The 21,149-nt window shown below is 44.5% G+C and carries 23 protein-coding genes, 1 other RNA gene, 2 pseudogenes and 1 riboswitch; of the genes and pseudogenes, 20 read left to right on the top strand and 6 right to left on the bottom strand.

Annotated features, from left to right (window positions below):
* Window positions 1-76: 76 nt before the first annotated feature.
* The 3 genes from dnaD to J7E26_RS15885 are packed head-to-tail and all read left to right on the top strand — an operon-like array spanning window position 77 to window position 1,944.
* The gene (gene dnaD, locus J7E26_RS15895; RefSeq protein ID WP_214814193.1) at window positions 77-775 is read left to right on the top strand and encodes a DNA replication protein DnaD; all 699 of its coding nucleotides are present in this window, start codon (window positions 77-79) and stop codon (window positions 773-775) included.
* Window positions 776-793: 18 nt separating this feature from the next.
* Complete coding sequence (gene nth / locus J7E26_RS15890) at window positions 794-1,453, top strand: endonuclease III (protein ID WP_214814191.1); 660 nt, start codon at window positions 794-796, stop codon at window positions 1,451-1,453.
* Between the two features lie 53 nt (window positions 1,454-1,506).
* Complete coding sequence (locus tag J7E26_RS15885) at window positions 1,507-1,944, top strand: YpoC family protein (RefSeq protein ID WP_251039272.1); 438 nt, start codon at window positions 1,507-1,509, stop codon at window positions 1,942-1,944.
* Between the two features lie 80 nt (window positions 1,945-2,024).
* Here J7E26_RS15885 and J7E26_RS15880 read toward each other — a convergent pair whose 3' ends face one another.
* Both J7E26_RS15880 and recU read right to left on the bottom strand, forming a co-directional pair.
* The gene (locus J7E26_RS15880) at window positions 2,025-4,805 is read right to left on the bottom strand and encodes a PBP1A family penicillin-binding protein (protein WP_214814187.1); all 2,781 of its coding nucleotides are present in this window, start codon (window positions 4,803-4,805) and stop codon (window positions 2,025-2,027) included.
* Window positions 4,806-4,838: 33 nt separating this feature from the next.
* Window positions 4,839-5,453 carry a Holliday junction resolvase RecU gene (gene recU / locus J7E26_RS15875; protein WP_214814184.1) on the bottom strand — a complete coding sequence of 205 codons (615 nt, stop codon included), beginning with the start codon at window positions 5,451-5,453 and terminating at the stop codon, window positions 4,839-4,841.
* Between the two features lie 41 nt (window positions 5,454-5,494).
* Between recU and J7E26_RS15870 the strand changes: the two genes are divergently transcribed.
* Entirely contained in the window at window positions 5,495-6,457 is a 963-nt protein-coding gene (locus J7E26_RS15870; RefSeq protein ID WP_214814182.1) for a DUF2515 domain-containing protein, read from the top strand.
* Between the two features lie 44 nt (window positions 6,458-6,501).
* Here the strand turns inward: J7E26_RS15870 and sspM are convergent, their stop codons facing one another.
* Complete coding sequence (gene sspM, locus J7E26_RS15865; RefSeq protein ID WP_214814179.1) at window positions 6,502-6,606, bottom strand: acid-soluble spore protein SspM; 105 nt, start codon at window positions 6,604-6,606, stop codon at window positions 6,502-6,504.
* A gap of 204 nt (window positions 6,607-6,810) precedes the next feature.
* On the opposite strand from sspM, the gene J7E26_RS15860 reads away from it, so the two are divergent.
* A complete protein-coding gene (locus tag J7E26_RS15860) occupies window positions 6,811-7,056 on the top strand; it encodes a DUF5446 family protein (protein ID WP_214814176.1) in 246 nt (81 codons plus the stop codon).
* A 45-nt stretch (window positions 7,057-7,101) separates the two neighbouring features.
* Window positions 7,102-7,470, top strand: a complete 369-nt coding sequence (locus J7E26_RS15855; RefSeq protein ID WP_214814172.1) for a YppE family protein — start codon at window positions 7,102-7,104, stop codon at window positions 7,468-7,470.
* Between the two features lie 33 nt (window positions 7,471-7,503).
* Here the strand turns inward: J7E26_RS15855 and J7E26_RS15850 are convergent, their stop codons facing one another.
* On the bottom strand, window positions 7,504-7,686 hold the full coding sequence (locus tag J7E26_RS15850) for a YppF family protein (RefSeq protein WP_214814169.1): 183 nt from the start codon (window positions 7,684-7,686) through the stop codon (window positions 7,504-7,506).
* A 189-nt stretch (window positions 7,687-7,875) separates the two neighbouring features.
* On the opposite strand from J7E26_RS15850, the gene J7E26_RS15845 reads away from it, so the two are divergent.
* On the top strand, window positions 7,876-8,289 hold the full coding sequence (locus J7E26_RS15845) for a YppG family protein (RefSeq protein ID WP_214814166.1): 414 nt from the start codon (window positions 7,876-7,878) through the stop codon (window positions 8,287-8,289).
* 21 nt (window positions 8,290-8,310) lie between these two features.
* On the opposite strand, the gene J7E26_RS15840 is transcribed toward J7E26_RS15845, so the two are convergent.
* Entirely contained in the window at window positions 8,311-8,730 is a 420-nt protein-coding gene (locus tag J7E26_RS15840; RefSeq protein ID WP_214814163.1) for an Hsp20/alpha crystallin family protein, read from the bottom strand.
* Window positions 8,731-8,865: 135 nt separating this feature from the next.
* Here J7E26_RS15840 and J7E26_RS15835 point away from each other — a divergent pair, with 135 nt between their 5' ends.
* The 9 genes and pseudogenes from J7E26_RS15835 (at window position 8,866) to J7E26_RS15795 (ending at window position 16,235) form a co-directional block, all read left to right on the top strand.
* Entirely contained in the window at window positions 8,866-9,372 is a 507-nt protein-coding gene (locus tag J7E26_RS15835; RefSeq protein ID WP_214814160.1) for a PTS sugar transporter subunit IIA, read from the top strand.
* 96 nt (window positions 9,373-9,468) lie between these two features.
* Window positions 9,469-11,715, top strand: coding sequence for a DEAD/DEAH box helicase (locus J7E26_RS15830; protein ID WP_214814157.1), 2,247 nt, complete (start codon window positions 9,469-9,471; stop codon window positions 11,713-11,715).
* 19 nt (window positions 11,716-11,734) lie between these two features.
* The gene (locus tag J7E26_RS15825; protein ID WP_214814153.1) at window positions 11,735-12,973 is read left to right on the top strand and encodes a ribonuclease H-like domain-containing protein; all 1,239 of its coding nucleotides are present in this window, start codon (window positions 11,735-11,737) and stop codon (window positions 12,971-12,973) included.
* A gap of 121 nt (window positions 12,974-13,094) precedes the next feature.
* Window positions 13,095-13,202, top strand: a pseudogene (locus J7E26_RS15820) (hypothetical protein); the annotation flags it as partial.
* 84 nt (window positions 13,203-13,286) lie between these two features.
* Window positions 13,287-13,517, top strand: coding sequence for a spore coat protein CotD (gene cotD / locus J7E26_RS15815; protein ID WP_082796774.1), 231 nt, complete (start codon window positions 13,287-13,289; stop codon window positions 13,515-13,517).
* 88 nt (window positions 13,518-13,605) lie between these two features.
* Window positions 13,606-14,154: an SLOG family protein gene (locus J7E26_RS15810; RefSeq protein ID WP_214814407.1), complete on the top strand. Its 549-nt coding sequence runs from the start codon at window positions 13,606-13,608 to the stop codon at window positions 14,152-14,154.
* 78 nt (window positions 14,155-14,232) lie between these two features.
* Window positions 14,233-14,532 carry a cell division regulator GpsB gene (gene gpsB / locus J7E26_RS15805; protein ID WP_061521000.1) on the top strand — a complete coding sequence of 100 codons (300 nt, stop codon included), beginning with the start codon at window positions 14,233-14,235 and terminating at the stop codon, window positions 14,530-14,532.
* A 55-nt stretch (window positions 14,533-14,587) separates the two neighbouring features.
* Window positions 14,588-14,970, top strand: an RNA gene (rnpB, locus tag J7E26_RS15800) — RNase P RNA component class B.
* 92 nt (window positions 14,971-15,062) lie between these two features.
* Window positions 15,063-16,235 (top strand): THUMP domain-containing class I SAM-dependent RNA methyltransferase, encoded by a 1,173-nt coding sequence (locus J7E26_RS15795; protein WP_214814150.1) that lies wholly within the window; start codon window positions 15,063-15,065, stop codon window positions 16,233-16,235.
* 39 nt (window positions 16,236-16,274) lie between these two features.
* Here the strand turns inward: J7E26_RS15795 and J7E26_RS15790 are convergent, their stop codons facing one another.
* The gene (locus J7E26_RS15790) at window positions 16,275-16,427 is read right to left on the bottom strand and encodes a YpzG family protein (protein WP_003153548.1); all 153 of its coding nucleotides are present in this window, start codon (window positions 16,425-16,427) and stop codon (window positions 16,275-16,277) included.
* Between the two features lie 162 nt (window positions 16,428-16,589).
* Here J7E26_RS15790 and J7E26_RS15785 point away from each other — a divergent pair, with 162 nt between their 5' ends.
* From J7E26_RS15785 to J7E26_RS15770, 4 genes and pseudogenes are all read left to right on the top strand, one after another.
* The gene (locus J7E26_RS15785) at window positions 16,590-16,781 is read left to right on the top strand and encodes a hypothetical protein (RefSeq protein WP_214814147.1); all 192 of its coding nucleotides are present in this window, start codon (window positions 16,590-16,592) and stop codon (window positions 16,779-16,781) included.
* Window positions 16,782-16,885: 104 nt separating this feature from the next.
* Window positions 16,886-18,805, top strand: coding sequence for an ATP-dependent DNA helicase (locus tag J7E26_RS15780; RefSeq protein ID WP_214814143.1), 1,920 nt, complete (start codon window positions 16,886-16,888; stop codon window positions 18,803-18,805).
* A 99-nt stretch (window positions 18,806-18,904) separates the two neighbouring features.
* Window positions 18,905-19,233 (top strand): annotated as a pseudogene (locus J7E26_RS15775) (2-keto-3-deoxygluconate permease); the annotation flags it as partial.
* 133 nt (window positions 19,234-19,366) lie between these two features.
* On the top strand, window positions 19,367-20,869 hold the full coding sequence (locus tag J7E26_RS15770; protein WP_214814140.1) for a carboxypeptidase M32: 1,503 nt from the start codon (window positions 19,367-19,369) through the stop codon (window positions 20,867-20,869).
* A 132-nt stretch (window positions 20,870-21,001) separates the two neighbouring features.
* Window positions 21,002-21,101, top strand: a riboswitch (purine riboswitch).
* Window positions 21,102-21,149: the final 48 nt, after the last annotated feature.

Genomic DNA, 21,149 nt, shown 5'->3' with positions numbered 1-21,149 from the left:
TCTCCTGTAAAGGGAGACTTTTTCATAGTAAAGGGGAAAGCCCGCGCGATAACCTTTACAGGTAAGAGGTGTAATGATGAAAAAACAGCAATTTATAGATATGCAAGAGCTCGGTGCCTCAAGCATTCCCAATCTGCTTCTGACAAATTACCGGCAGCTCGGTTTAAATGAAACCGAATTGATTCTGCTTCTGAAGATTAAAATGCATTTGGAAAAAGGCTCTTATTTTCCGACGCCGTTTGAACTTCAGTCCGGCATGTCAATTTCTGTTGAAGAATGTACAAGCAGGTTGAGAATGTTTATCCAAAAAGGCTTTCTATTCTTAGAAGAATGTGAAGACCATAATGGAATAAAATTTGAAAAATACTCTTTGCAGCCGTTATGGGCAAAGCTGTATGATCATATTCAGCATTCACAAAACCAAACACAGGAAAGACAATCAGAAGGGGAACAAAAGAGCCTGTATACCATTTTTGAGGAAGAGTTCGGAAGACCGCTGTCTCCGCTTGAATGCGAGACATTGGCCATATGGCAGGATCAAGACCAGCACGAAGCACCGATGATTAAGCACGCGTTAAAAGAAGCTGTCTTATCAGGAAAACTCAGTTTCCGGTATATCGACCGAATTTTGTTTGAATGGAAAAAGAACGGCTTACAAACGGTAGAGCAGGCGAAGGTGCACAGCCAGAAATTCAGACGTGTCCAAACGAAACAAAACGAACCGCAAAAAGAGTACACGAGGCAGGTTCCTTTTTACAATTGGCTGGAACAGTAAAGTGAGAAGGGGAGAAACGTGTTAAATTTAAAGCAGATCGAATATTGTCTTGAAAAAATCGGCGACATGTTTCCGCACGCAGAATGTGAACTTGTCCATTCAAATCCTTTCGAATTGGTCGTGGCAGTCGCTTTATCTGCACAATGTACGGACGCCCTCGTCAACAGAGTGACAAAAACGTTATTTGAAAAATATAAACGGCCTGAAGACTATCTTGCCGTGCCGCTGGAAGAACTCCAGCAGGATATCAGATCCATCGGTTTGTACCGAAATAAAGCCAAAAATATTCAAAAGCTCAGTAAGATGATCATTGAAGATTACGGCGGAGAAGTGCCGAAAGACAGAGATGAGCTTGTGAAGCTGCCTGGGGTAGGCCGAAAAACAGCAAATGTGGTCGTATCGGTTGCGTTCGGCATTCCCGCGATCGCAGTAGATACTCATGTTGAGCGAGTCAGCAAACGGCTCGGCATCTGCCGCTGGAAGGACTCGGTTTTGGAAGTTGAGAAAACATTAATGAAAAAAGTGCCGAAAGAAGATTGGTCCGTCACGCACCACAGATTGATATTTTTCGGGCGCTATCACTGTAAAGCTCAATCGCCCCGCTGTGCGGAATGTCCTTTGCTTTCGTTATGCAGAGAAGGCCAAAAACGAGATAAAAAAGGGCTGGTGAAACGGTGACGGAAAAAGAAACATTGTCAGGTTATGAAGCATATTTGCGCGGTCTTACTGACATGGAAAGCGAAAGCATAAAATCCGCGCTGCGCCATAATCCCTTGTATGTGGATTTTAGTGAATATCCGCATGAGATAGAGCCATGGAAAGAAAAAAGTGAATATGTTCCTTTTCTTTTTCAGATATGGGATGAAACGAAAGAAACGCTGCTGCCCGTATTTCAAACACGCAAATCGAGATGCGATCAAAATGACATCCTGAAAGGGATTGTCTGCCTGATTGCCGCTTTTCATTGGACGGCAGGGGAGCGGGTGCTGTCACTTGATTGGTCTGTTCTTAAAACAAGACATTTTCCGGCGGAGCCGATCAATTGGGCGGAGCGAATAGCGTTTATTTTAACGAAACCGACACAATTCCACTCGTTTATACAGCTGGATGAGCTGATGACGGAAATGAAAAAACAATTTCATAAATATGAAGCCATGAATAAAAAATAGAAACCTCCTTATTTTTACGTAAGGAGGTTTTTTATTGTACAAAAAAGCCTTCACCTATTTGAGGTGAAGGCTTTCGGCCGCTAATTAGCGGAGTTTGATTGGATGGTTGACGAATTTGACTGCCCGTTGATATTTGATGATGAGTCTTGGTTTTTGTCCGTTTGTTTGTCGTCTGAATTGGAACCGTCTGTTCCGGAGTCGGAACTATTATCAGAGCTGTTATCATTCTGGCCGTTTTTATCCTTACCGTTGCCCGGCTGATTCTTATCACCGTTATCCGTTTGATCCTGATTGGGCTGATCAGGGTTTTTAGTTGGATCATCAGTTGACGAATCATCCGATCCGTTTGAAGGATCTGTCTGATTGTTATCTGTTTGTGAATCATCGGTTTGGGTCTTGTCTTTATCCTGATTATCATCAGGATTTTCTTCGTCCGTTTTTTTATCTTTGTCTGCATCGTCCTCTTCATCTTTCGGGACTTTGAAGGACGTAGATACCGTATCGCTTTTTCCGTCATCATTTTCCGCTGTCACTTGGAAGCTGTATGTGGAGCCTGGCGTGACGTCAGAGACGACAGCTTCTTTTGCAGAGCTGTTTTGAGTGTCACTGTAGCTTCCGCCGTCAACGGATTGTTTGACATTAAAGGAAGCATCACCATCGTAGTCCCAGCTTAAGGTCAATGATTTTTTGTCTTTATCGTACTTTACTTGCAGGCCTGTCGGTTTATCGGCTTTTTCTTTCGTGTACGTTTTAGAAACAGCAGTAGGCTGCGTTCCTTTCACGAAGTACTCCGTTACCTTTTTGTCATCCGGCGTATTCGGTCCGGCTAAAGCGGCAGGGTTTGAGCCTTTTTCAATCGTTTCTTTTACGACGCTGTCAGGCTGTTCAAAGCTTCCTTTGCCATCGTCAACATATGAGATCAGCTTTTGGAAGAGGCGTTTGGCTACTTGCTGGTCTGCTTTTGATAAGGATAGTTTTCCTGCCTTATTTTTGCTTTCAACACCGGTCCAGACGGCCGCTGTATATTGCGGTGTATAGCCGACAAACCAAGAATCCGGCACACCTCCGCTTGCAATATTGTGCTCTCTCATATAACTGTCTGGAAAGTTAGTTGTACCCGTTTTTCCGGCTACTTCGACGTTCGGCACTTGTGCTAGGCTGCCTGTTCCTGTTTGCACTGCAGATTTCAGCATATCTGTAATCATAAACGCCGTGTAGTCGCTCATTGCACTTTTCGATTTAGGCGTTAAATCAAGCTTCGTGCCGTCATTAAATTCAATCGATGTGACCGCATGCGGTTCATTGTATGTTCCGTTATTGCCGAACGCGCTGTAAGCGCCTGCCATGGTCAGAGTGGAAACGCCCGGATTATCGTCCCCAAAACCGCCGATTGAATATGATTCAGTTACACTGTCTTTGTTCAGCCCTAAGCCTAATCCATTAGCGAAGTCGACAGCATTATCTTTTCCAGCTGCTTGGTATGCTTTCAGAGCCGGTATATTTCTTGACTGTGCCAGTGCATAACGCATAGAAATTGGGCCAAGGTATTTACGATCCCAGTCGTGAATCGCTGTTCCGTTTGTATAAGAGTAAGCAGAGTCATCAATCTGCTCATACGTTGACCATTTTTTATTTTCAATAACCGGTCCGTAATCAAGAATCGGTTTAATCGTTGAACCCGGCTGGCGTTTGGCTTGTGTGGCATAGTTATACCCGCCGACTGTGCTGTTTCGTCCCGATCCGATGGCGCGGATTTCGCCGTTTGTCGTGTCAAGGAGGGTAACGCCGCCCTGCATGCCTTGGGTAAAGCCGACACTGTCGCCGTCCATTAATTCATCAAGATAATCTTGCGCTTTCGTATCAAGGGTCGTATAGATTTTTAATCCGTCAGTGGAAATATCGACATCTTTCTTTTCTTTCGTTTCGATTTCACTCATAACTTCTTCAACAAAAGCGCTGTATTTATTTGTATCCTTTTTCTCATATTGCTTTTGGCTGACGACGCCTTCATCTTTCATGGACACTTTTTTCGCTTTTTGGTATTCAGCACTCGAGATAAAACCTTGTTTTTCCATTAGGCTGAGAACGATGTTCCGTCTCTTTTCAGAGGAATTCGGATTTTTAACAGGGTTGTATCCGGTCGGGCTCTGCGGCATACCGGCAAGGGTCGCTGCCTGTTCAACCGTGAGCTTGCTGAGGTCTTTTACGCCGAAAAATTCTTCAGCGGCTTTACCGACGCCGTAGGCGCGCGGTGAGAAATAAATTCTGTTTAAATACATTTCTAAAATTTCATCTTTAGAATAATGGCGCTCCAGCTGCAATGAAAGCCATACTTCCTGAGCTTTCCGTTTAATCGTTTTCTGGTGAGTCAGAAGCGAGTTTTTCACAACCTGCTGGGTGATTGTGCTTCCTCCCTCTGATCCGAAACCGTCCGTAAAGTTGGCGACCAAGGCGCCGCCGATCCGGATCGGGTCAATCCCGTGGTGCTTATAAAAACGGGCGTCCTCTGTCGCGATAAACGCTTCTTTTACAACATCGGGAATATCTTTAATCGGGACGTAGGTTCGCTTCTCGGCGCCCACTTCCGCGATTTCTTTGCCGTTTTTATCATAAATCGTTGAAGAGTAAGGCGTTTTCAGCTTAGCTTCATCCAATGACGGTGCGCCGGAAACTAAAACGGCGAATGCCGCCGCTCCGCCGACTATGCCAAGGACAAACAGAATAACCAAAGACAGTACAATTTTTTTAAATAAACCGCCTTTACGCTGTTTCTTGCCTTTTTTCGGTGAAGAAGCCGGCTTGCTGTTTTTCGTCTGCTTTGCCTTTCGGCGTTCTTCACGACTCATAAATTGATCTGACATAACATCTCAACCTTTCGTTAATCAACCTTTCGCTCAGTCTACTGTCTCCTGCGAAAAATAAAGCTGTTCAATAATACTAATATAATCAATTCTCGGTGAGTATCCAAGGGAAATCGGCAAGGAAGCATCTTCTAATTCGTCTTTGCGAATCGATTTCCTGCCGTTTTTCTCCTTTCTCTCCCAAAAGATAAACAGCTTATCAGCCTCGAGGAAATAAACTTTTTCGAAAGCGGATATAATAACAAAACAAATGCCGCCTTGAGCAGTCACCTGCTTCATATGCTCAATCTGATGGTCATGAAAATTCTGCAGGGGAAATGCCGTTTTGTTTTTTGTCTCTTTTGCCTCAAAATCAATGTAGCGCCCCTTATAAATCCCGTTGTAATCAGTTGTTGACGACTGCTTAAAATAGGCTTCCTTAATGACTGCGGCGCTTCTTTTCGGATAATGGACATTTACAATTTGAACGGGTGTCGGCTTTTTATGAATGACAGCAATTTGGTTAGCCAGATAATACTTATTCGTTTCATTCAGGTCGTCTTCGAGGGTCATGCCGCGATTACTGTAAGAAGGCGTCCGTTTCTGGCTTTTTTGGGATGAAACCGTTTTGTTCGGCTGAAATGTCTTTCCATTCGGATACCGAATCACTTTTTCCATCCTCCTTATCAAACTTATAGTGACGGAAGTGAATGAACGTGCAAACACAACAGACCGTAACAACCATTCTGCGCCGAATCGAAAAAGAGACGAAAATGAAAAATGCCGATAATATTTCCCGGACGAATGCCTATAAATCATATTATGACCGCCATCCTGAGATCAAATGGTCACTTTTGGCATCTTTTGTTTCCCGCAATGCCGGCTGGTCGATGACTGATTTAAGAGGCAGTCTTTATCAGCAGGGGCTTGATAGCAAACAAAAAAACTGGTTTTTTCTGTCCTATGAGAGGGCGAATTGGCTTATCTTTTCCGACGCTTATCCCCAGCTTTTGTTATACCAGTGGTCGAAAAAAATCGGTGAACCTCTTTTTCGCCATCTTTCTCATTTCCGCGTTTCGGCATTTATGCAGGAAGAATGGTTCCGTTTTTGGCGTGACGGAGATACGGAACGGCTCATGTATGCTCTTATTATAAATGAACAAAACACTATCCAAACACCTATTATACAAAATCCTTCGTTTAAAAAGAATGTTTTTGGCACGATTCCTTTTTATTTAAGTGATTGGTTTCACTTTAACACGGTGATATTTCCTTCATATGACGGATGTTTATACGGAATTTCCGTCAAACGGTTTTCAAAAACCGAAGAAAGAATTACGCTCGGAAAACAGCTTTCCCGGCTGCTATTCTGCCCGGAGCTTTACGGCTCTTTTTATCGCTTTCTCGATAACGTGCCTCATACAGGCTCGCGTTTTGATATGGAGAAAATAATCGGCATCAAAAAACGAACATCACCAATGCTCAGAACAACCTATCCCTTGATTGTCCACTCATTAGACGGCAGAAAGAAGGATTGGTTTCAAAAAAGGTTAAAGAAGGGGGCCTTTTTACAGGAGAAAATGCCGAAGCAGCTGGAGCTTACAAACTGGTATCTGCAAAAAAAACGTCAGCTGCATGCGCTTTTTGCCGTTGAACATTGGCTCAAAAAATGAAAAAGCCCAAAACCGTTTCGGCGGTTTCGGGCTGGGCATCTGCCTTACGTAGAAGGGCGGTTTGGGCCGCCTGTTTTTTTATCTAACGTATCGGTCGCTTTTGATTCGGTTTTTTGCTGTTTGCCTGCATTTTTCGGTCTCGTTTTCATACGGCACCTCCTCAACTGTATCGTTTGCATTAACGTGCTGCTTCATACAAAGTTTGCGTCACTTTTTTGTCGAAAGTCCCGCCTTTTAGGATAAAACGTGTTTGTTTGGCGATTTGCTTCTAGTTTTGTCAGGTGCAAAGGAAAGAGGCGTAAAAACGAGAATTATACTCGGAGATACGTAAGTGACAAAAGGGAGGAACATGAATGACCGTTTACACGAGTAAGGCTGATATTCTCCGTCTGCTTTCTGATATCGAAGATCGGCTCTCTGGTGCTGAAGAGACGCTTGAACAATCAATGACGCTCTATAAAACAGAAGCTGAGGAAACAGAGGATGAACGTCTCGCTGCCCTGGAGGACGATTTGCGGGAGCTTCATATCTGTATTGACGACCTGTTCTTGACTGACCAGCGCAAAACGGTTTTACCTAAGGCATGCCGGATAAGCTGAATTTGTGTTGAAACTTTGGTACGATATGTATTGAGGTGAGTCCGTTTGCAGACACAATCATTATTGAAGTTAACAGAACAAATGATAGAGGCGGCTATAGAGGCTGACAGAAGGTACCAAGACGGAAAAGAGTACGACCGCTCATATGATTTCTTTGAAACCATTAAGCCTGATGTTGAAAAAAAGGATAAGCTTTGCGCGCTTTGGATTGAAAAGGCGCTGCCGTTTATCCAAACGAGCCGGCCGAAATACGTTCATCAGGAACAGATTCTGGCCGTTAAAGAAAACTTTTCGGAATTAATGCTCCAATCATATGTTCATCATATCCATAAAAAAAGGTATAAGGATTTAACTGAATCTGTTTTATATACACTTCGTATATGTAAGGATGAAGTTGAAAAAGAAGGCAGCTGATCAGCTGCCTTCTTTTTTCAGGGGTCCGGCATGTCATTCATATGCCGGGTTTTCTGCTCCACTTGCTTCGAGAACCTTCATACTGTTTCGAAATTCCGTTGCGGTCAGGTGTCCTTGAATATAGAGGAACTTTGCAAAGTCCATCAATTTATTCACACAATCTGTCTCATATTTTTTTGCTTCTGCAAAACGTTTTCTTAAGTATGATACGTTCATAATGGTGCATCCCCTCTCATGTATGTTGAGGTTATCGTAACATAGCGATTCGACTTTTTTCTGTTTTTAAAAAATTAAGACTTTCGACAACATTTGACAAAGCGGGCGTCTCTAGAAAGACACATAAGCAAGGCAGAATTCATACATATAAAGAAGAAACTTGATGAGAGATTTAGGGGGGAGCATCATATGAAAAGGAGAGCGCAGCAATATCAAAATATGTATCAGCAGCAGCCCTTGGGATATTACTATCCTCAGCAGATGCAGGAATATCAGCAGCCTCAGGAATATCAGCACCCGCCGTATATTCAGCAGGGGCAATTTCCGCCTCAATTTTATCCGAATCAGGAGTACGGGCACATGCAGCCGTATTCTCCTCCGCAGGCAGGCATGCCAGGCGGACAGCCGGGATTTTTTAATCCGTATCCCGTTCCCAGACCGAATCAGCAGCAGCCTTCTCAATTCTCAGGCATACTCTCTCAATTTAAAAAAACAAACGGACAGTTCGACTTTAATAAAATGATGGATACGACAGGGCAGATGATGAGCGCTGTCAACCAGTTCGGATCTCTGATAAAAGGATTCACCGGCTTCTTTAAATAATGAAAGCATGAATGACACGAATCATTCATGCTTATTTTTGGGGAAAAAGAGGGTCAGCGTCTGTTCATTCCATGAAGTGTTCATATCCTCTTCGCGCACTTCATAAGGGAGGACGACTGTTCTCGTCATGCTTGAAGAAACATGGGATGAATGAGCCTGCTGCTGCTGCCAAAGAGTGACATGAAGATACTGGCCCTTGACTTCAACCAGCATATCTCCGTCGCGGAATGTCGGCGGGACACTGATATCAACCGCCAGACCCGACTCTTCTTCTCTGATGTCAATTGTGACCTGAACATCTGAAAAAGCTGAATTGACTAGATGCTGAAACCCTTGGATCAGCTCACCGAATGGCCCGGAATGAAAAAAATGGTCCATCGCATGGCTTATGATATCCTCATTGTTTTGTAAATGATGTTTATCATCATGTGAATTTCCCATATAACCACCGCCTTTTATAACAGACTATGCGCTTTTGTGCCATGTGGTTATGAATTGAAGGAAAAAAGAAAGTGTGGTTAAATAGTGGAGAATAAACTGGTAACGGATTCACTTTTAGGAAGGGAGCACAAAACATTGCTGAAAAAATTATTCGGATTGGGAGACAGCCGGAAAAAGCCGGCCGAAGAAACGATTTATTCACCGGCTGACGGAACGGTGATGGATTTAGGCTCAGTGCCGGATCCTGTATTTTCACAAAAAATGATGGGGGACGGCATTGCAGTAGAACCGGCAAACGGTGACATTGTTTCGCCGGCTGAAGGGGAAGTGATTCAGCTTTTTCATACAAAACACGCTGTCGGCATCCGCACCTTGTCCGGGGCGGAGATTTTGATACATGTCGGTTTAGATACAGTCAATATGAACGGCGAAGGCTTTGAAGCCCATGTGAAAGAAGGCGACAAAGTAAAAGTCGGCGCCCCGCTTTTGACGTGCAATTTAGACTTAATAAAAGAAAAAGCAAGCAGCACGGTAATCCCGATGGTCATTATGAACGGTGATGCCGCAGAATCTTTACAGTCCGCAGGCGCAAAAGAAGCTAAAAAAGGACAAACAGAGGTTTTTACACTAAAAATGAAGTAAGCAGGGCTGATGCCCTGCTTTTTTTATTTACTGCATTTTCATCTAGCCAGGCAAACAAATATTCGGTAAACTGTACCTCATAAAGAGGTGTGAACGATGAAAAAAAAATCACTGACCGAACTGATTCATGAATTAAAAGAACATGAGAATATTGTCCATTGGCATGAAGAGGAGCCCCGTGAGGCGAAAACCATGCCGATGCCTGACAGGATTGATCCGAGAATCCGAGCGGCTTTCAAAAAGAGGGGAATTGACCGGCTGTTTACCCATCAGTATTCTGCTTTTCAAACCGTTCAAAACGGAGAAAGCATTGTGACAGTCACTCCCACAGCCTCCGGCAAAACGCTGTGCTACAATCTTCCGGTTCTCCAGTCCATTGCTGAAGATCCGACAAGCCGGGCTCTTTACTTATTTCCGACAAAAGCGCTCGCCCAGGATCAAAAAAGCGAGCTGAATGAAATCATAGATGAAATGGGCATGGACATCAAAAGCTTTACATATGACGGGGATACTTCTCCGGCTATCAGGCAAAAGGTGAGAAAGGCCGGGCACATTGTCATTACAAATCCCGACATGCTCCATTCGGCCATTCTTCCCCATCATACAAAATGGGTGAGCCTTTTTGAAAATCTGAAATATATCGTCATTGATGAATTGCACACGTACCGCGGCGTGTTCGGCAGCCACGTGGCTAACGTCATCCGCCGTTTAAAGAGGATTTGCGCGTTTTACGGAAGCTCGCCGTCATTTATTTGCACTTCCGCCACGATCGCCAACCCGAAAGAATTGGCGCAGCAGCTGACAGGACAGCCTGTTGCGCTGATTGATGATAATGGAGCACCAAGCGGAAGAAAACACTTTGCTTTCTACAATCCGCCCATTGTAAATAAGCCGCTGCATATCCGAAAAAGCGCCACCGTTGAAGTAAACGAGCTGGCAAAAACATTTTTGGAAAATCAGATACAGACGATTGTTTTTGCCAGGAGCCGGGTCCGAGTTGAAATTATTTTAAGCCACATCCAAGAGCTCGTTAAAAAAGAAATAGGCGCAAAGTCTATCAGAGGCTATCGGGGCGGCTATCTCCCGAAAGAAAGAAGGGAGATCGAACGGGGTTTAAGAGATGGCGGCATCCTCGGCGTTGTCAGCACAAATGCGCTGGAACTCGGCGTAGACATCGGCCAGCTGCAGGTCTGCATTATGACGGGTTATCCGGGCAGTGTGGCAAGCGCATGGCAGCAGGCGGGCAGAGCGGGCCGCCGCCACGGGGAAGCGTTAATTGTCATGGTGGCCAATTCCGCACCGATTGATCAATATATCGTGCGCCATCCTGATTATTTCTTTAAGCGGTCACCTGAATCTGCGCGAATAAATCCTGATAATCTCATTATATTGGTTGACCATATAAAGTGCGCTGCCTACGAGCTGCCATTTCGTGCGGATGAAACATTCGGCACAAATGATGCACAGGACATTCTCGAGTATTTGGAGGAAGAGGGGGTGCTTCATCAAAACCGTGAGCGTTATCATTGGGCGAGCGAATCATTTCCTGCCTCAAATATCAGTCTTCGCTCGGCGTCACAGGAAAACGTCGTCATCGTCGACCAGTCTGATACGGCATATGTAAAAATCATCGGAGAAATGGACCGATTCAGCGCGATGACGCTTTTGCATGATGAAGCCATTTATTTGCATGAAGGAGTGCAATATCAAGTTGAAAAGCTTGATTGGGATCATAAAAAAGCATACGTCCGAAAAGTAGATGTCGAATATTATACAGATGCAAATTTAGCGGTGCAGCTCAAAGTACTGGAAATTGACAGGACAGACAGCAGAAGGAAAACGGCTTTGCACTTTGGAGATGTGACCGTAAATGCCCTGCCGACGATATTTAAAAAAATTAAAATGACCACATTTGAAAATATAGGTTCGGGTCCGATTCATCTTCCGGAAGAAGAACTGCATACAAGTGCGGCCTGGCTTGAAATAAAAGAAACGGATTCGGAGATCGGCGAAAAAACGCTGGAGCAGCTGCTTTTAGGCATCGCCCATGTACTTCAGCATATCGTGCCTGTATATGTAATGTGCGACCGCAATGACGTGCATGTCGTGTCGCAAATTAAAGCCGCTCACACAGGGCTGCCGACGATCTTTTTATACGATCATTACCCCGGCGGCATCGGGCTGGCTGATGAAGTATATAAACGATTCGATGAAATTAATGAGGGGGCAAAGCGCCTGATTCGGCAATGCCCGTGTCAAGACGGCTGCCCTTCCTGCATCGGCACCGAAATAGAGGGGACAGATGCGAAAAAAACAATTCTCCGGCTCTTGAATCACGTGTAACAGAAAAGGAGGATGAGAGATGTCCTTAAAAAATAAATTGCAGCGGATGAAAAAGCACATCAATGTACAGGAAGCAGAACAAAAGCCGGCAGCAGCTTCTCATTCAGAACGAGTCGCTGATATTCCGTTTGCGGAAAAATGGGAGTCATTCGGCGTGAAGCCTTTTTTCTTTGAGGATGAATACTGCCTCATCCGTGAAGTTGTTTATCCGCTTACGCACCGCCACGGCAGATACAGCTTTTCTGAGCTGGATGAAGTGATGGCTTTATGGAATGAAGGCGGGCTTACACATACATTATCAGCCGAGGGATATGAAAAAAGCCAGCTGTTTTTCTTTGATACTGAAACGACGGGTCTTGGAGGCGGAGCAGGAAATATGATCTTTTTGCTCGGGCATGCCCGTGTATATGATGACCGTGTCGTCGTAAAACAGCATCTGCTACCTAAGCCCGGAAACGAGGCTGCGCTGTACCAAAGCTTTTTAAGCGAGGTTGATATTACGTCTCTTGTGACCTATAACGGCAAAGCCTTTGACTGGCCGCAGGTAAAAACAAGGCATACACTGCTTCGGGACAGGCTGCCGAAGCTGCCGGAGTTCGGTCATTTTGACCTCTTACACGGAGCGAGACGTCTCTGGAAACATAAAATGGAGCGTGTATCGCTCGGCACGGTAGAAAAAGAGGAGCTTTCCGTAATAAGAGACGAAGACACTCCGGGGTATTTGGCGCCGATGCTGTATTTTCAATTTTTAAAAGCGGAAGACCCCGTCTTATTACAAGGAGTGCTGTCACATAATGAACAGGATGTGCTTTCTCTCATCACTCTATACGTCCATATGTCTAAGAAAATTTTTGCGGCCTCTGATCAGACGCCAGAACACCGGGAAGCATATGCGATGGCGAAGTGGTTTATCGCCCATAAGGAAACAGGACGTGCCATTTTGCAGCTTGAAGCGCTTATAGGCGAAGCATTTGAGGATTCAGACAAAGCCCTTTTTGACTTAGCAATGCTTTATAAAAAACAAAACCGTCAGGCAGACGCCGTTCAGCTTTGGAAAAAGCTTATGACTTCTGATCTTCATATATGCAGATATCAATCAGCGGTGGAGCTGGCGAAATATTTTGAGCATCATGTAAAAGACTTCAGGCAAGCATTACAAGCCGCAAAACAAGCGGCCGCAGATGAGGAATTATCGGAAAAAGAAGCTGAAAGGCTACATGTGCGGATTGTCCGGCTGAAGAGGAAATATTCCTCTTGAAATATTGCCCGGGAAAGCGCAAAAGACGAGCGGATTCGGCAAAAATATTTTTTTCTGACTTCACATCGATTTAGTTGTAGAATAATGACGCATCCTGTAAAATAGCGTTAGTTATTTATAGGGGAGAGTTAGTATGTATAAAGGTGTTTTTTACTTGTTCTTTGTCGTGGTTTTTTTAATTGCGTTTGTTTTTTCGAATTTTAAAGACAGCTTGCTCATGCATTTCTAAATTGGGTGATTGCATTAGAACATGCATCCCCTTGTTTTCATAACTTAACAGTGTAATAAAAGTTTATGGAGAGGGGATTTTAGCATGTTTCATCATTGCAGACCAAACGTGATGCCGCCGATTGTCCATCCGACTCATTGCTGTGAACACCATAATTTTTCCAACACGATTGTGCCGCATATTCATCCGCAGCATACAACTAACGTAAATCACCACAACTTTGAGCACGTTCATTACTTCCCGCACACTTACTCAAATGTTGATCCGACAACACATCAGCATATTCAGTGCGGAAGCCCTTGCTGCGATTACTAGTATTGAACGTTTAAGCAAGATCGGTAAGGATATCAGCAAATCAAAATGGGGCCCGATGGGAGCCCCATTTTTTAAGCAGGTGATGGAATTGAAAGTATTAGCCGTATCAGGGTATAAGCCGTTTGAACTCGGCATCTTTAAGCAGGATGACCGCGCGCTGGTTTATATTAAAAAAGCACTGGAAAACCGGATGAGGAGCTTTCTTGACGAAGGCTTGGAGTGGGTGCTTATATCAGGCCAGCTGGGGACCGAACTTTGGGCGGCGGAAACGGCGTACGATCTTAGAGAGGACTATCCAGAGCTTAAGGTGGCCGTAATCACGCCTTTTTACGGCCAGGAAGAAAAGTGGAAGGAAGCGAATAAAGAGATGTATGAAGCCGTGCTGGCACAGGCAGATTATGAAGAGAGCCTCACGCATAGGCCCTATGAGAGTCCGCTGCAGTTCCGGCAGAAAAACGCGTTTTTTATTGAAAAATCAGACGCGCTTTTACTTTTATATGATCCGGAAATGGAAGGTTCGCCTAAATATATGCTGCAAGAAGCGGAGAAACGGAGTGAAAAAGACGGATATCCGATCTATTCAATTACGATGGATGATCTCCGGGCAGCAGTTGAAGAAGAAGCCTTCTTTACATAACATTCCAGAGAACATTTGACAACGGCACGTGTTTCTGAATAAAATATAAGATATGATTCACGATACGAGGTGAAAAAGATGCTTGCTGATAAAGTAAAGCTTTCTGCGAAAGACATTTTGGAAAAAGAATTTAAAACAGGCGTTAGAGGGTACAGACAAGAAGACGTTGACAAATTTTTAGATATGATTATTAAGGATTATGAAACCTTTCATCAAGAAGTAGAAGAACTGCAGCAGGAAAATCTGCAGCTGAAAAAGCAGCTTGAAGAAGCAAGCAAAAAGCAGCCGGTTCAGTCCAATACGACGAACTTTGATATTTTAAAACGGCTGTCTAACCTTGAGAAACATGTATTCGGCAGCAAGCTGTATGATGAATAAGAAAGACGCACTTGTCAAATGAGACAAGTTGCTTTATAATGAACAAGTGTTCTTAACGTTCGGGTGATCGCTGCAGGTTTTCCGAATCTGTAGAGGAAAGTCCATGCTCGCACGGTGCTGAGATGCCCGTAGTGTTCGTGCCTAGCGAAGCGATAAGCTAGGGCAGCCTTGATAGGCTGACGGCAGGAAAAAAGCCTACGTCTTCGGATATGGCTGAGTATCCTTGAAAGTGCCACAGTGACGAAGTCTCACCAGAAATGGTGAGAGTGGAACGCGGTAAACCCCTCGAGCGAGAAACCCAAATTTTGGTAGGGGAACCTTCTTGAAGGAATTGAACAGATAGAAGGACAGAATACTTTCTGTAGATAGATGATTGCCGCCTGAGTACGAGGTGATGAGCCGATTGCAGTACGACGGAACAAAACATGGCTTACAGAACGTTAAACATTTAAATGACAAACTCAGAGCTCTCCTTCATGGGGAGCTTTTATCTTGAATGAAACGAAAGTTTGAAAAGACAGGGTGATACGATGAAGAAGTATACACTAATAGCGACGGCGCCGATGGGAATTGAAGCGATTGTTGCCAAAGAAGTCCGTGAGTTAGGGTACGAGTGCAGAGTAGATAACGGAAAAGTCATTTTTGAAGGCGACGCGCTTGCGATATGCCGAGCTAACCTATGGCTCAGAACGGCTGACCGCATAAAAGTGCAGGTCGCCGAGTTTCAGGCAAAAACGTTCGATGAGCTCTTTGAAAAAACGAAGGCCATTGACTGGCGGTCGTATATTCCGGAAAACGGAAAGTTTCCTGTTATAGGAAAATCTGTTAAGTCGGTGCTCGCAAGCGTTCCTGACTGTCAGCGGATCGTGAAAAAGGCGATTGCCGAAAAGCTGAAAATCCAGTCCGGCAAACAAAATGACTGGATTGAAGAAACAGGCGCCGAATATAAGATCGAGATCTCTCTTTTAAAGGATAAAGCCGTAATTACATTGGATTCATCCGGGACAGGCCTTCATAAACGGGGATACAGGGTCGATCAGGGCGGCGCGCCGATTAAAGAAACGCTGGCTGCGGCGCTTGTTCTCTTAACCAATTGGACGCCTGACCGTCCGTTTGTCGATCCTTTCTGCGGCTCCGGCACCATTGCAATCGAAGCCGCTTTAATCGGGCAAAACATTGCTCCTGGTTTTAACCGTGATTTTGTCTCGGAAGACTGGGAATGGATTGGGAAAGAACTATGGGACAAAGCGCGTCTTGAAGTGGAGGAAAAGGCGAATTATGAACAGCCGCTTCAGATTTTCGCCAGTGACGTTGATCACAGGATGGTGCAAATCGCGAAAGAAAACGCAGAAGAAGCCGGTCTCGGTGATCTTATTGAATGTAAACAAATGCGAGTGCAAGATTTCACGACCAAACTTGATTTTGGCGTCATCGTCGGAAACCCGCCGTATGGCGAACGGCTTGGTGAGAAACGTGAAGTAGAGCGGATGTATAAAGAAATGGGCCGTGCGTTAGAATCGCTTGATACGTGGTCTGTGTACATCTTAACCTCAAATGAACAATTTGAAGAAGCATACGGAAGAAAAGCGACAAAAAAACGCAAGCTGTTTAACGGATTTATTAAGGCGGATTATTACCAGTATTGGGCTAAAGTGCGCCCGCAGCGGAAAAAGCAGGAACAAACAAAAAGAGAAGACGCCTAAACAGCGTCTTCCCGGGCATCTTTCCATTCTATTCTATCATTACCAACGGTGCGCTTTTGCGTTGCTCCGTAAAATAATGTTGGTTTGGGACATTTCGGTGTGGCCGTTGACCTGCGATTTTGAGCGCTTCGGCCGAGTCCAATTGTGATGAAACAATTCAGAATGCTGATCTAAACGATCTTTATAACTCATGTAACCATCACTCCCGGATAGAATAAGTTTGTGAAGATGGATATTCAATCGTGAATATCTCTTGTAGTTTGTGCAGGTCATGTGCGGATCATTCAAAAAGCATGTATATAAAGTGAAAAATCCGCATAGAATGATGATTATTTCTATTCGAGAGGTGATCTCATGCTGAACAGCGAACACTTTAACCGGATTCAAAAGGCGTTAGACGCAACAGCGGCTCAGCTGCAAGAAACCGGGGCGGAGCTTTCTCCTTCCGTCATGACACATGCACAAGAAGATTTTGAAAAAGCGGTGGAGCATACAAATTCAACAGACCATCCGTTTTTATCTTCACATGTGATTAACCGAAAATGATTGTTCAGAAAAGCTTGGCGCGGCCAAGTTTTTTTGTTGTATTAGAAAGGATTAAATGATATTATAGATGGTCTGAATGCAGAATAGTTAGGGGTTGGAGTTGGGTGACAACATCACGTTTGCCTTTTGCTTTAACAAAACAAAAGAATTTTTACGAAGAACTGAACAATTGGATTGGTGACGTGTTTTACGATATACTTCCCGAAAAAGGCTTTGACCTTCGGGATGAGCAAGTGTTTATGGCTTTTCAGCTTGAGCGGGCATTTAAAGAAAAAAAAGTCATGTTTGCCGAAGCCGGAGTGGGTACGGGGAAAACGCTGGTATATCTGCTGTTTGCGATCAGCTATGCAAGGTATACCGGAAAACCTGCCATTATCGCGTGTGCTGATGAAACGTTAATTGAACAGCTTGTTAAAAAGGAAGGCGACATATCAAAGCTGACGGAGCATTTGGATTTACAGATTGATACAAGGCTTTCAAAATCACATGAGCAGTATCTCTGTTTGAAAAAGCTTGAGAAAACGATGCAGCGTTCTGATGATGAGAAGTGGCTTGATCTCTATGAATCCCTGCCTTCCTTCGTCCATGAATCGCAAGCGATGCAACGTTTTTATCCGTACGGCGACCGCAAGCAATACGCTGATTTGACGAATGAAGAATGGTCAAGCGTAAGCTATGACTCCTTCCAGGACTGCTTAACGTGTGATATGAGACATAGATGCGGCTTAACGCTTTCAAGAGACCATTACCGAAAATCAACGGATCTGATCGTTTGCTCCCATGATTTCTACATGGAACATGTGTGGACAGAGGAATCACGCAAACGGGAAGGGCAGCTGCCGCTTTTGCCGGATCACAGCGCCGTTGTGTTTGATGAAGGGCACCTTTTGGAATTCGCTGCACAAAAAGCATTAACATATCGCGTGAAGCAATCAACGCTTGAATTGTTTTTAGAGCGCCTGCTTCAAAACGACATCAGGGAGGAATTTGCCGAGCTGATAGAAGATTCGCTTGCTGCAAACGACGAGTTTTTCTATGTGCTTTCAGAGGAATCTAAGGAAGTGGCCGGATCTCACCGTCTTGACATCCAAAACGACCAGCGTGTAAAACGCGCGGCTGACGAGCTGTGCCGTCTTCTGGATAAAATCGGCGAGGCGCTTGTATTTGAGTCAGAAATGTATACGATCGATAAATACGAGCTGTCAGTCGTAGAAGAATACGTTGAACAAATGGCCTATTCCTTGTCATTGTATCAAAAGGATGCCATCAGCTGGCTTGAAAAACAGGATGCGGACTCAACGTTTGTCGTCATGCCGAGAACTGTCGCGGAAGTGCTGGGTGAAAAGGTGTTTTCTAAAAAAATCCCTTACATTTTCTCATCTGCTACGTTGTCAGAGGGCGGTTCGTTTGATTATATTGCAGACAGCCTCGGTATACATGATCCATTATCGTTTACTGTTGAATCTCCGTACGATTACGAAGAGCAAATGGCAGTTGCGCTTTACGGCGAAATGACGGCTGAGCAGAAAACAGCCCGGACAATAGAAACGATTAAGGAGTATAAAGGAAGAACGCTTGTCCTTTTTCCTTCATTTGAAGAAATGAAGGAGTTTAAAGATCAAGCCGCCGCCTGGGAATTGCCTTACCCGATCTATTATGAAGGTGATGAAGAAATCAGCAGCCTGGTCGAAAAGTTCCAGAGGGATGAAGAATCTGTGCTTTGTTCCGTCCACTTATGGGAAGGGCTTGACATTCCGGGCGATTCGCTTCGTAACGTGACCATTTGGGCATTGCCGTATCCGCCGCATGATCCCGTCTTTACCGCGAAGCGAAACGGAGCAAAACAAGACCCGTTTGAGGAAGTTGATTTGCCGTACATGCTGTTAAGAGTGCGGCAGGGAATCGGCCGTCTTATACGGTCCAATCAAGACAGCGGCTCCATTTCCATTTATGCGGGCGGAGAAAGTGAGCGGGTTCTGAACGAAGTGAAAAAGATTTTACCTGTTGCGCCTCAATTGATGTAAGAGGAAAGGCTGCCGGATTCGTTTCCGGCAGCCTTTTTTATATGCGGGCAAGCCAGCTGCCTCTCTCTAGGAACAGCGTTAAACAAACTTACCCACTGAACAGCAGACTTCTTTAGAGGGTTTACGGGAGCGCCGATTACCGGGACACTGCCGATTTTAGGCGTTTTTATCTTTTGTGCTAGGCGCTGCAATTGATTTTCGCTCCACATGATATATTGCCATAAAGGGAATTACGCTTCTTTTGGGGGAAATCGGTTTTCCCGCCTTGCTTGGCGTGATTGCCGCTCACTTTATTTTTGAAAACGGAATTCACCCCGGTTTTTTTACCGGGCACCATATTGGCCATTGCCGCTGTCATGAATGAAAACAACGGTGGCCTTTACTTAGCGCTGATGAATATACGGGACGAAAATGCCGGCGCATTTGCGGATAAAATCGATGATAGCGTTTGCCGCAGAACAATCAAATGTCTGTAAACCGGCATTCTTTTTTTACAACAAGTTGACTTTCTCCCCGCCTTCAATTAGCCTGTAATTGATAGTGAAAAGGGAGGGAACGGATATGGATTTACATACATATGAAAAAGAGTTTTTTGACCTGTTAAAAAGAATATCACACTATGAGGAAGCGGCTGCCTTAATGCATTGGGATCTAAGAACGGGAGCGCCGAAAAAAGGTTCCGATGACCGGGCTGAAAGCATCGGGCAGCTGTCGGCGGATATATTTAAGATACAGACCTCAGACCGGATGAAAGAACTGCTGGACATCCTTCTTGAGCATGCTGAAAAGCTGCCTGAGGATACAATAAAGGCCGCAGAGCTGGCGAAAAAAGACTATGATCATAATAAAAAAATCCCCGAGGAAGAGTATAAACAATATGTTATTTTGACGTCAAAGGCTGAGACGGCATGGGAGGACGCGAGAGAAGCGTCTGATTTCTCCAAGTTTGCACCGTACCTTGAAAAGCTGATCGATTATAATAAACGGTTTATTTCCTATTGGGGGCACAAAGATCACCCATATGACGCGCTGCTGGATATGTTTGAACCGGGAGTTACGGTAAAGGTGCTTGATCAGCTGTTTTCTGAATTGAAGGAAGCGATTATTCCGCTTGTCCGGAAAGTGACGGCTTCAACCGGCAAACCGGATACCGGCTTTATCACGAAAACGTTTCCAAAGGATAAACAAACAGAGCTCTGCCTGTATTTCTTAAAAGAGCTCGGGTATGAATTTGACGGCGGCCGTCTGGATGAAACGGTGCATCCGTTTGTGACGACGATAAACCGGGGCGATGTGCGGGTGACAACAAGATATGATGAAAATGATTTCCGCACCGCGATTTTCGGAACGATTCACGAATGCGGCCATGCCATATATGAGCAGAATATTGACGAAGCGCTGAGCGGCACGAATTTATCTGACGGAGCCTCCGTGGGAATCCATGAATCCCAATCCCTATTTTATGAAAACTTTATCGCCAGAAACGAGCATTTTTGGACTGCGTATTACCAAAAAATGATTGATGCGTCGCCAGACCAATTCCAAGATGTGAAAAGAGAGGATTTTGTCCGCGCCGTAAACGATGCAAAGCCGACCTTCATCCGAATTGAAGCGGATGAGCTGACGTATCCGCTCCATATTATTATCCGTTATGAAATTGAAAAAGCGATCTTCAGCAATGAAGTATTCGTGGAAGAGCTGCCTGCTTTGTGGAATCAAAAATACCAAGATTATTTAGGGATTACGCCTCCTTCTGATGCAAAAGGGATTTTACAGGATGTTCATTGGGCGGGCGGTGATTTCGGATATTTCCCTTCCTATGCGCTCGGATACATGTATGCAGCACAGCTGAAACATAAAATGCTAGAAGATCTTCCCGAATTCGATCAGTTAATTGAAAGAGGGGATTTTGAGCCTGTTAAACAGTGGCTGACGGAAAAGGTTCATGTTCACGGAAGACGAAAGCTGCCGCTGGATATTATTAAGGATGCTACGGGAGAAGAGCTGAATGTTCGTTATCTCATTCAGCATCTCGTTGATAAATATTCGAATCTGTACTTGTAATGAAGACGCCCGGCTATAGCGGGCGTTTTTCTAAAAATTCTAAAAAGACGAATAATACTCTTTAAAACGTTGTAAAAGTTCGGAAATATACAAATTTCTCTATGCAAAAGAATCGAACCTTGTTATAATTTGAATTAATATCATATCAACACTCATATAATCGCGTGGATATGGCACGCAAGTTTCTACCGGTCACCGTAAATGTCCGACTATGAGTGAGCAATGAGACGGCTTTTTTTGCGGCCGTTACGTGTGGATGTTCAGCATTGCTTGCTCTTTT

The organism is Bacillus sp. ISL-51 (assembly GCF_018613535.1).
Taxonomy (GTDB): domain Bacteria; phylum Bacillota; class Bacilli; order Bacillales; family Bacillaceae; genus Bacillus.
The sequence above is the reverse complement of the archived record's forward strand: the minus strand, read 5'-3'. Positions and strand labels throughout refer to the sequence as shown.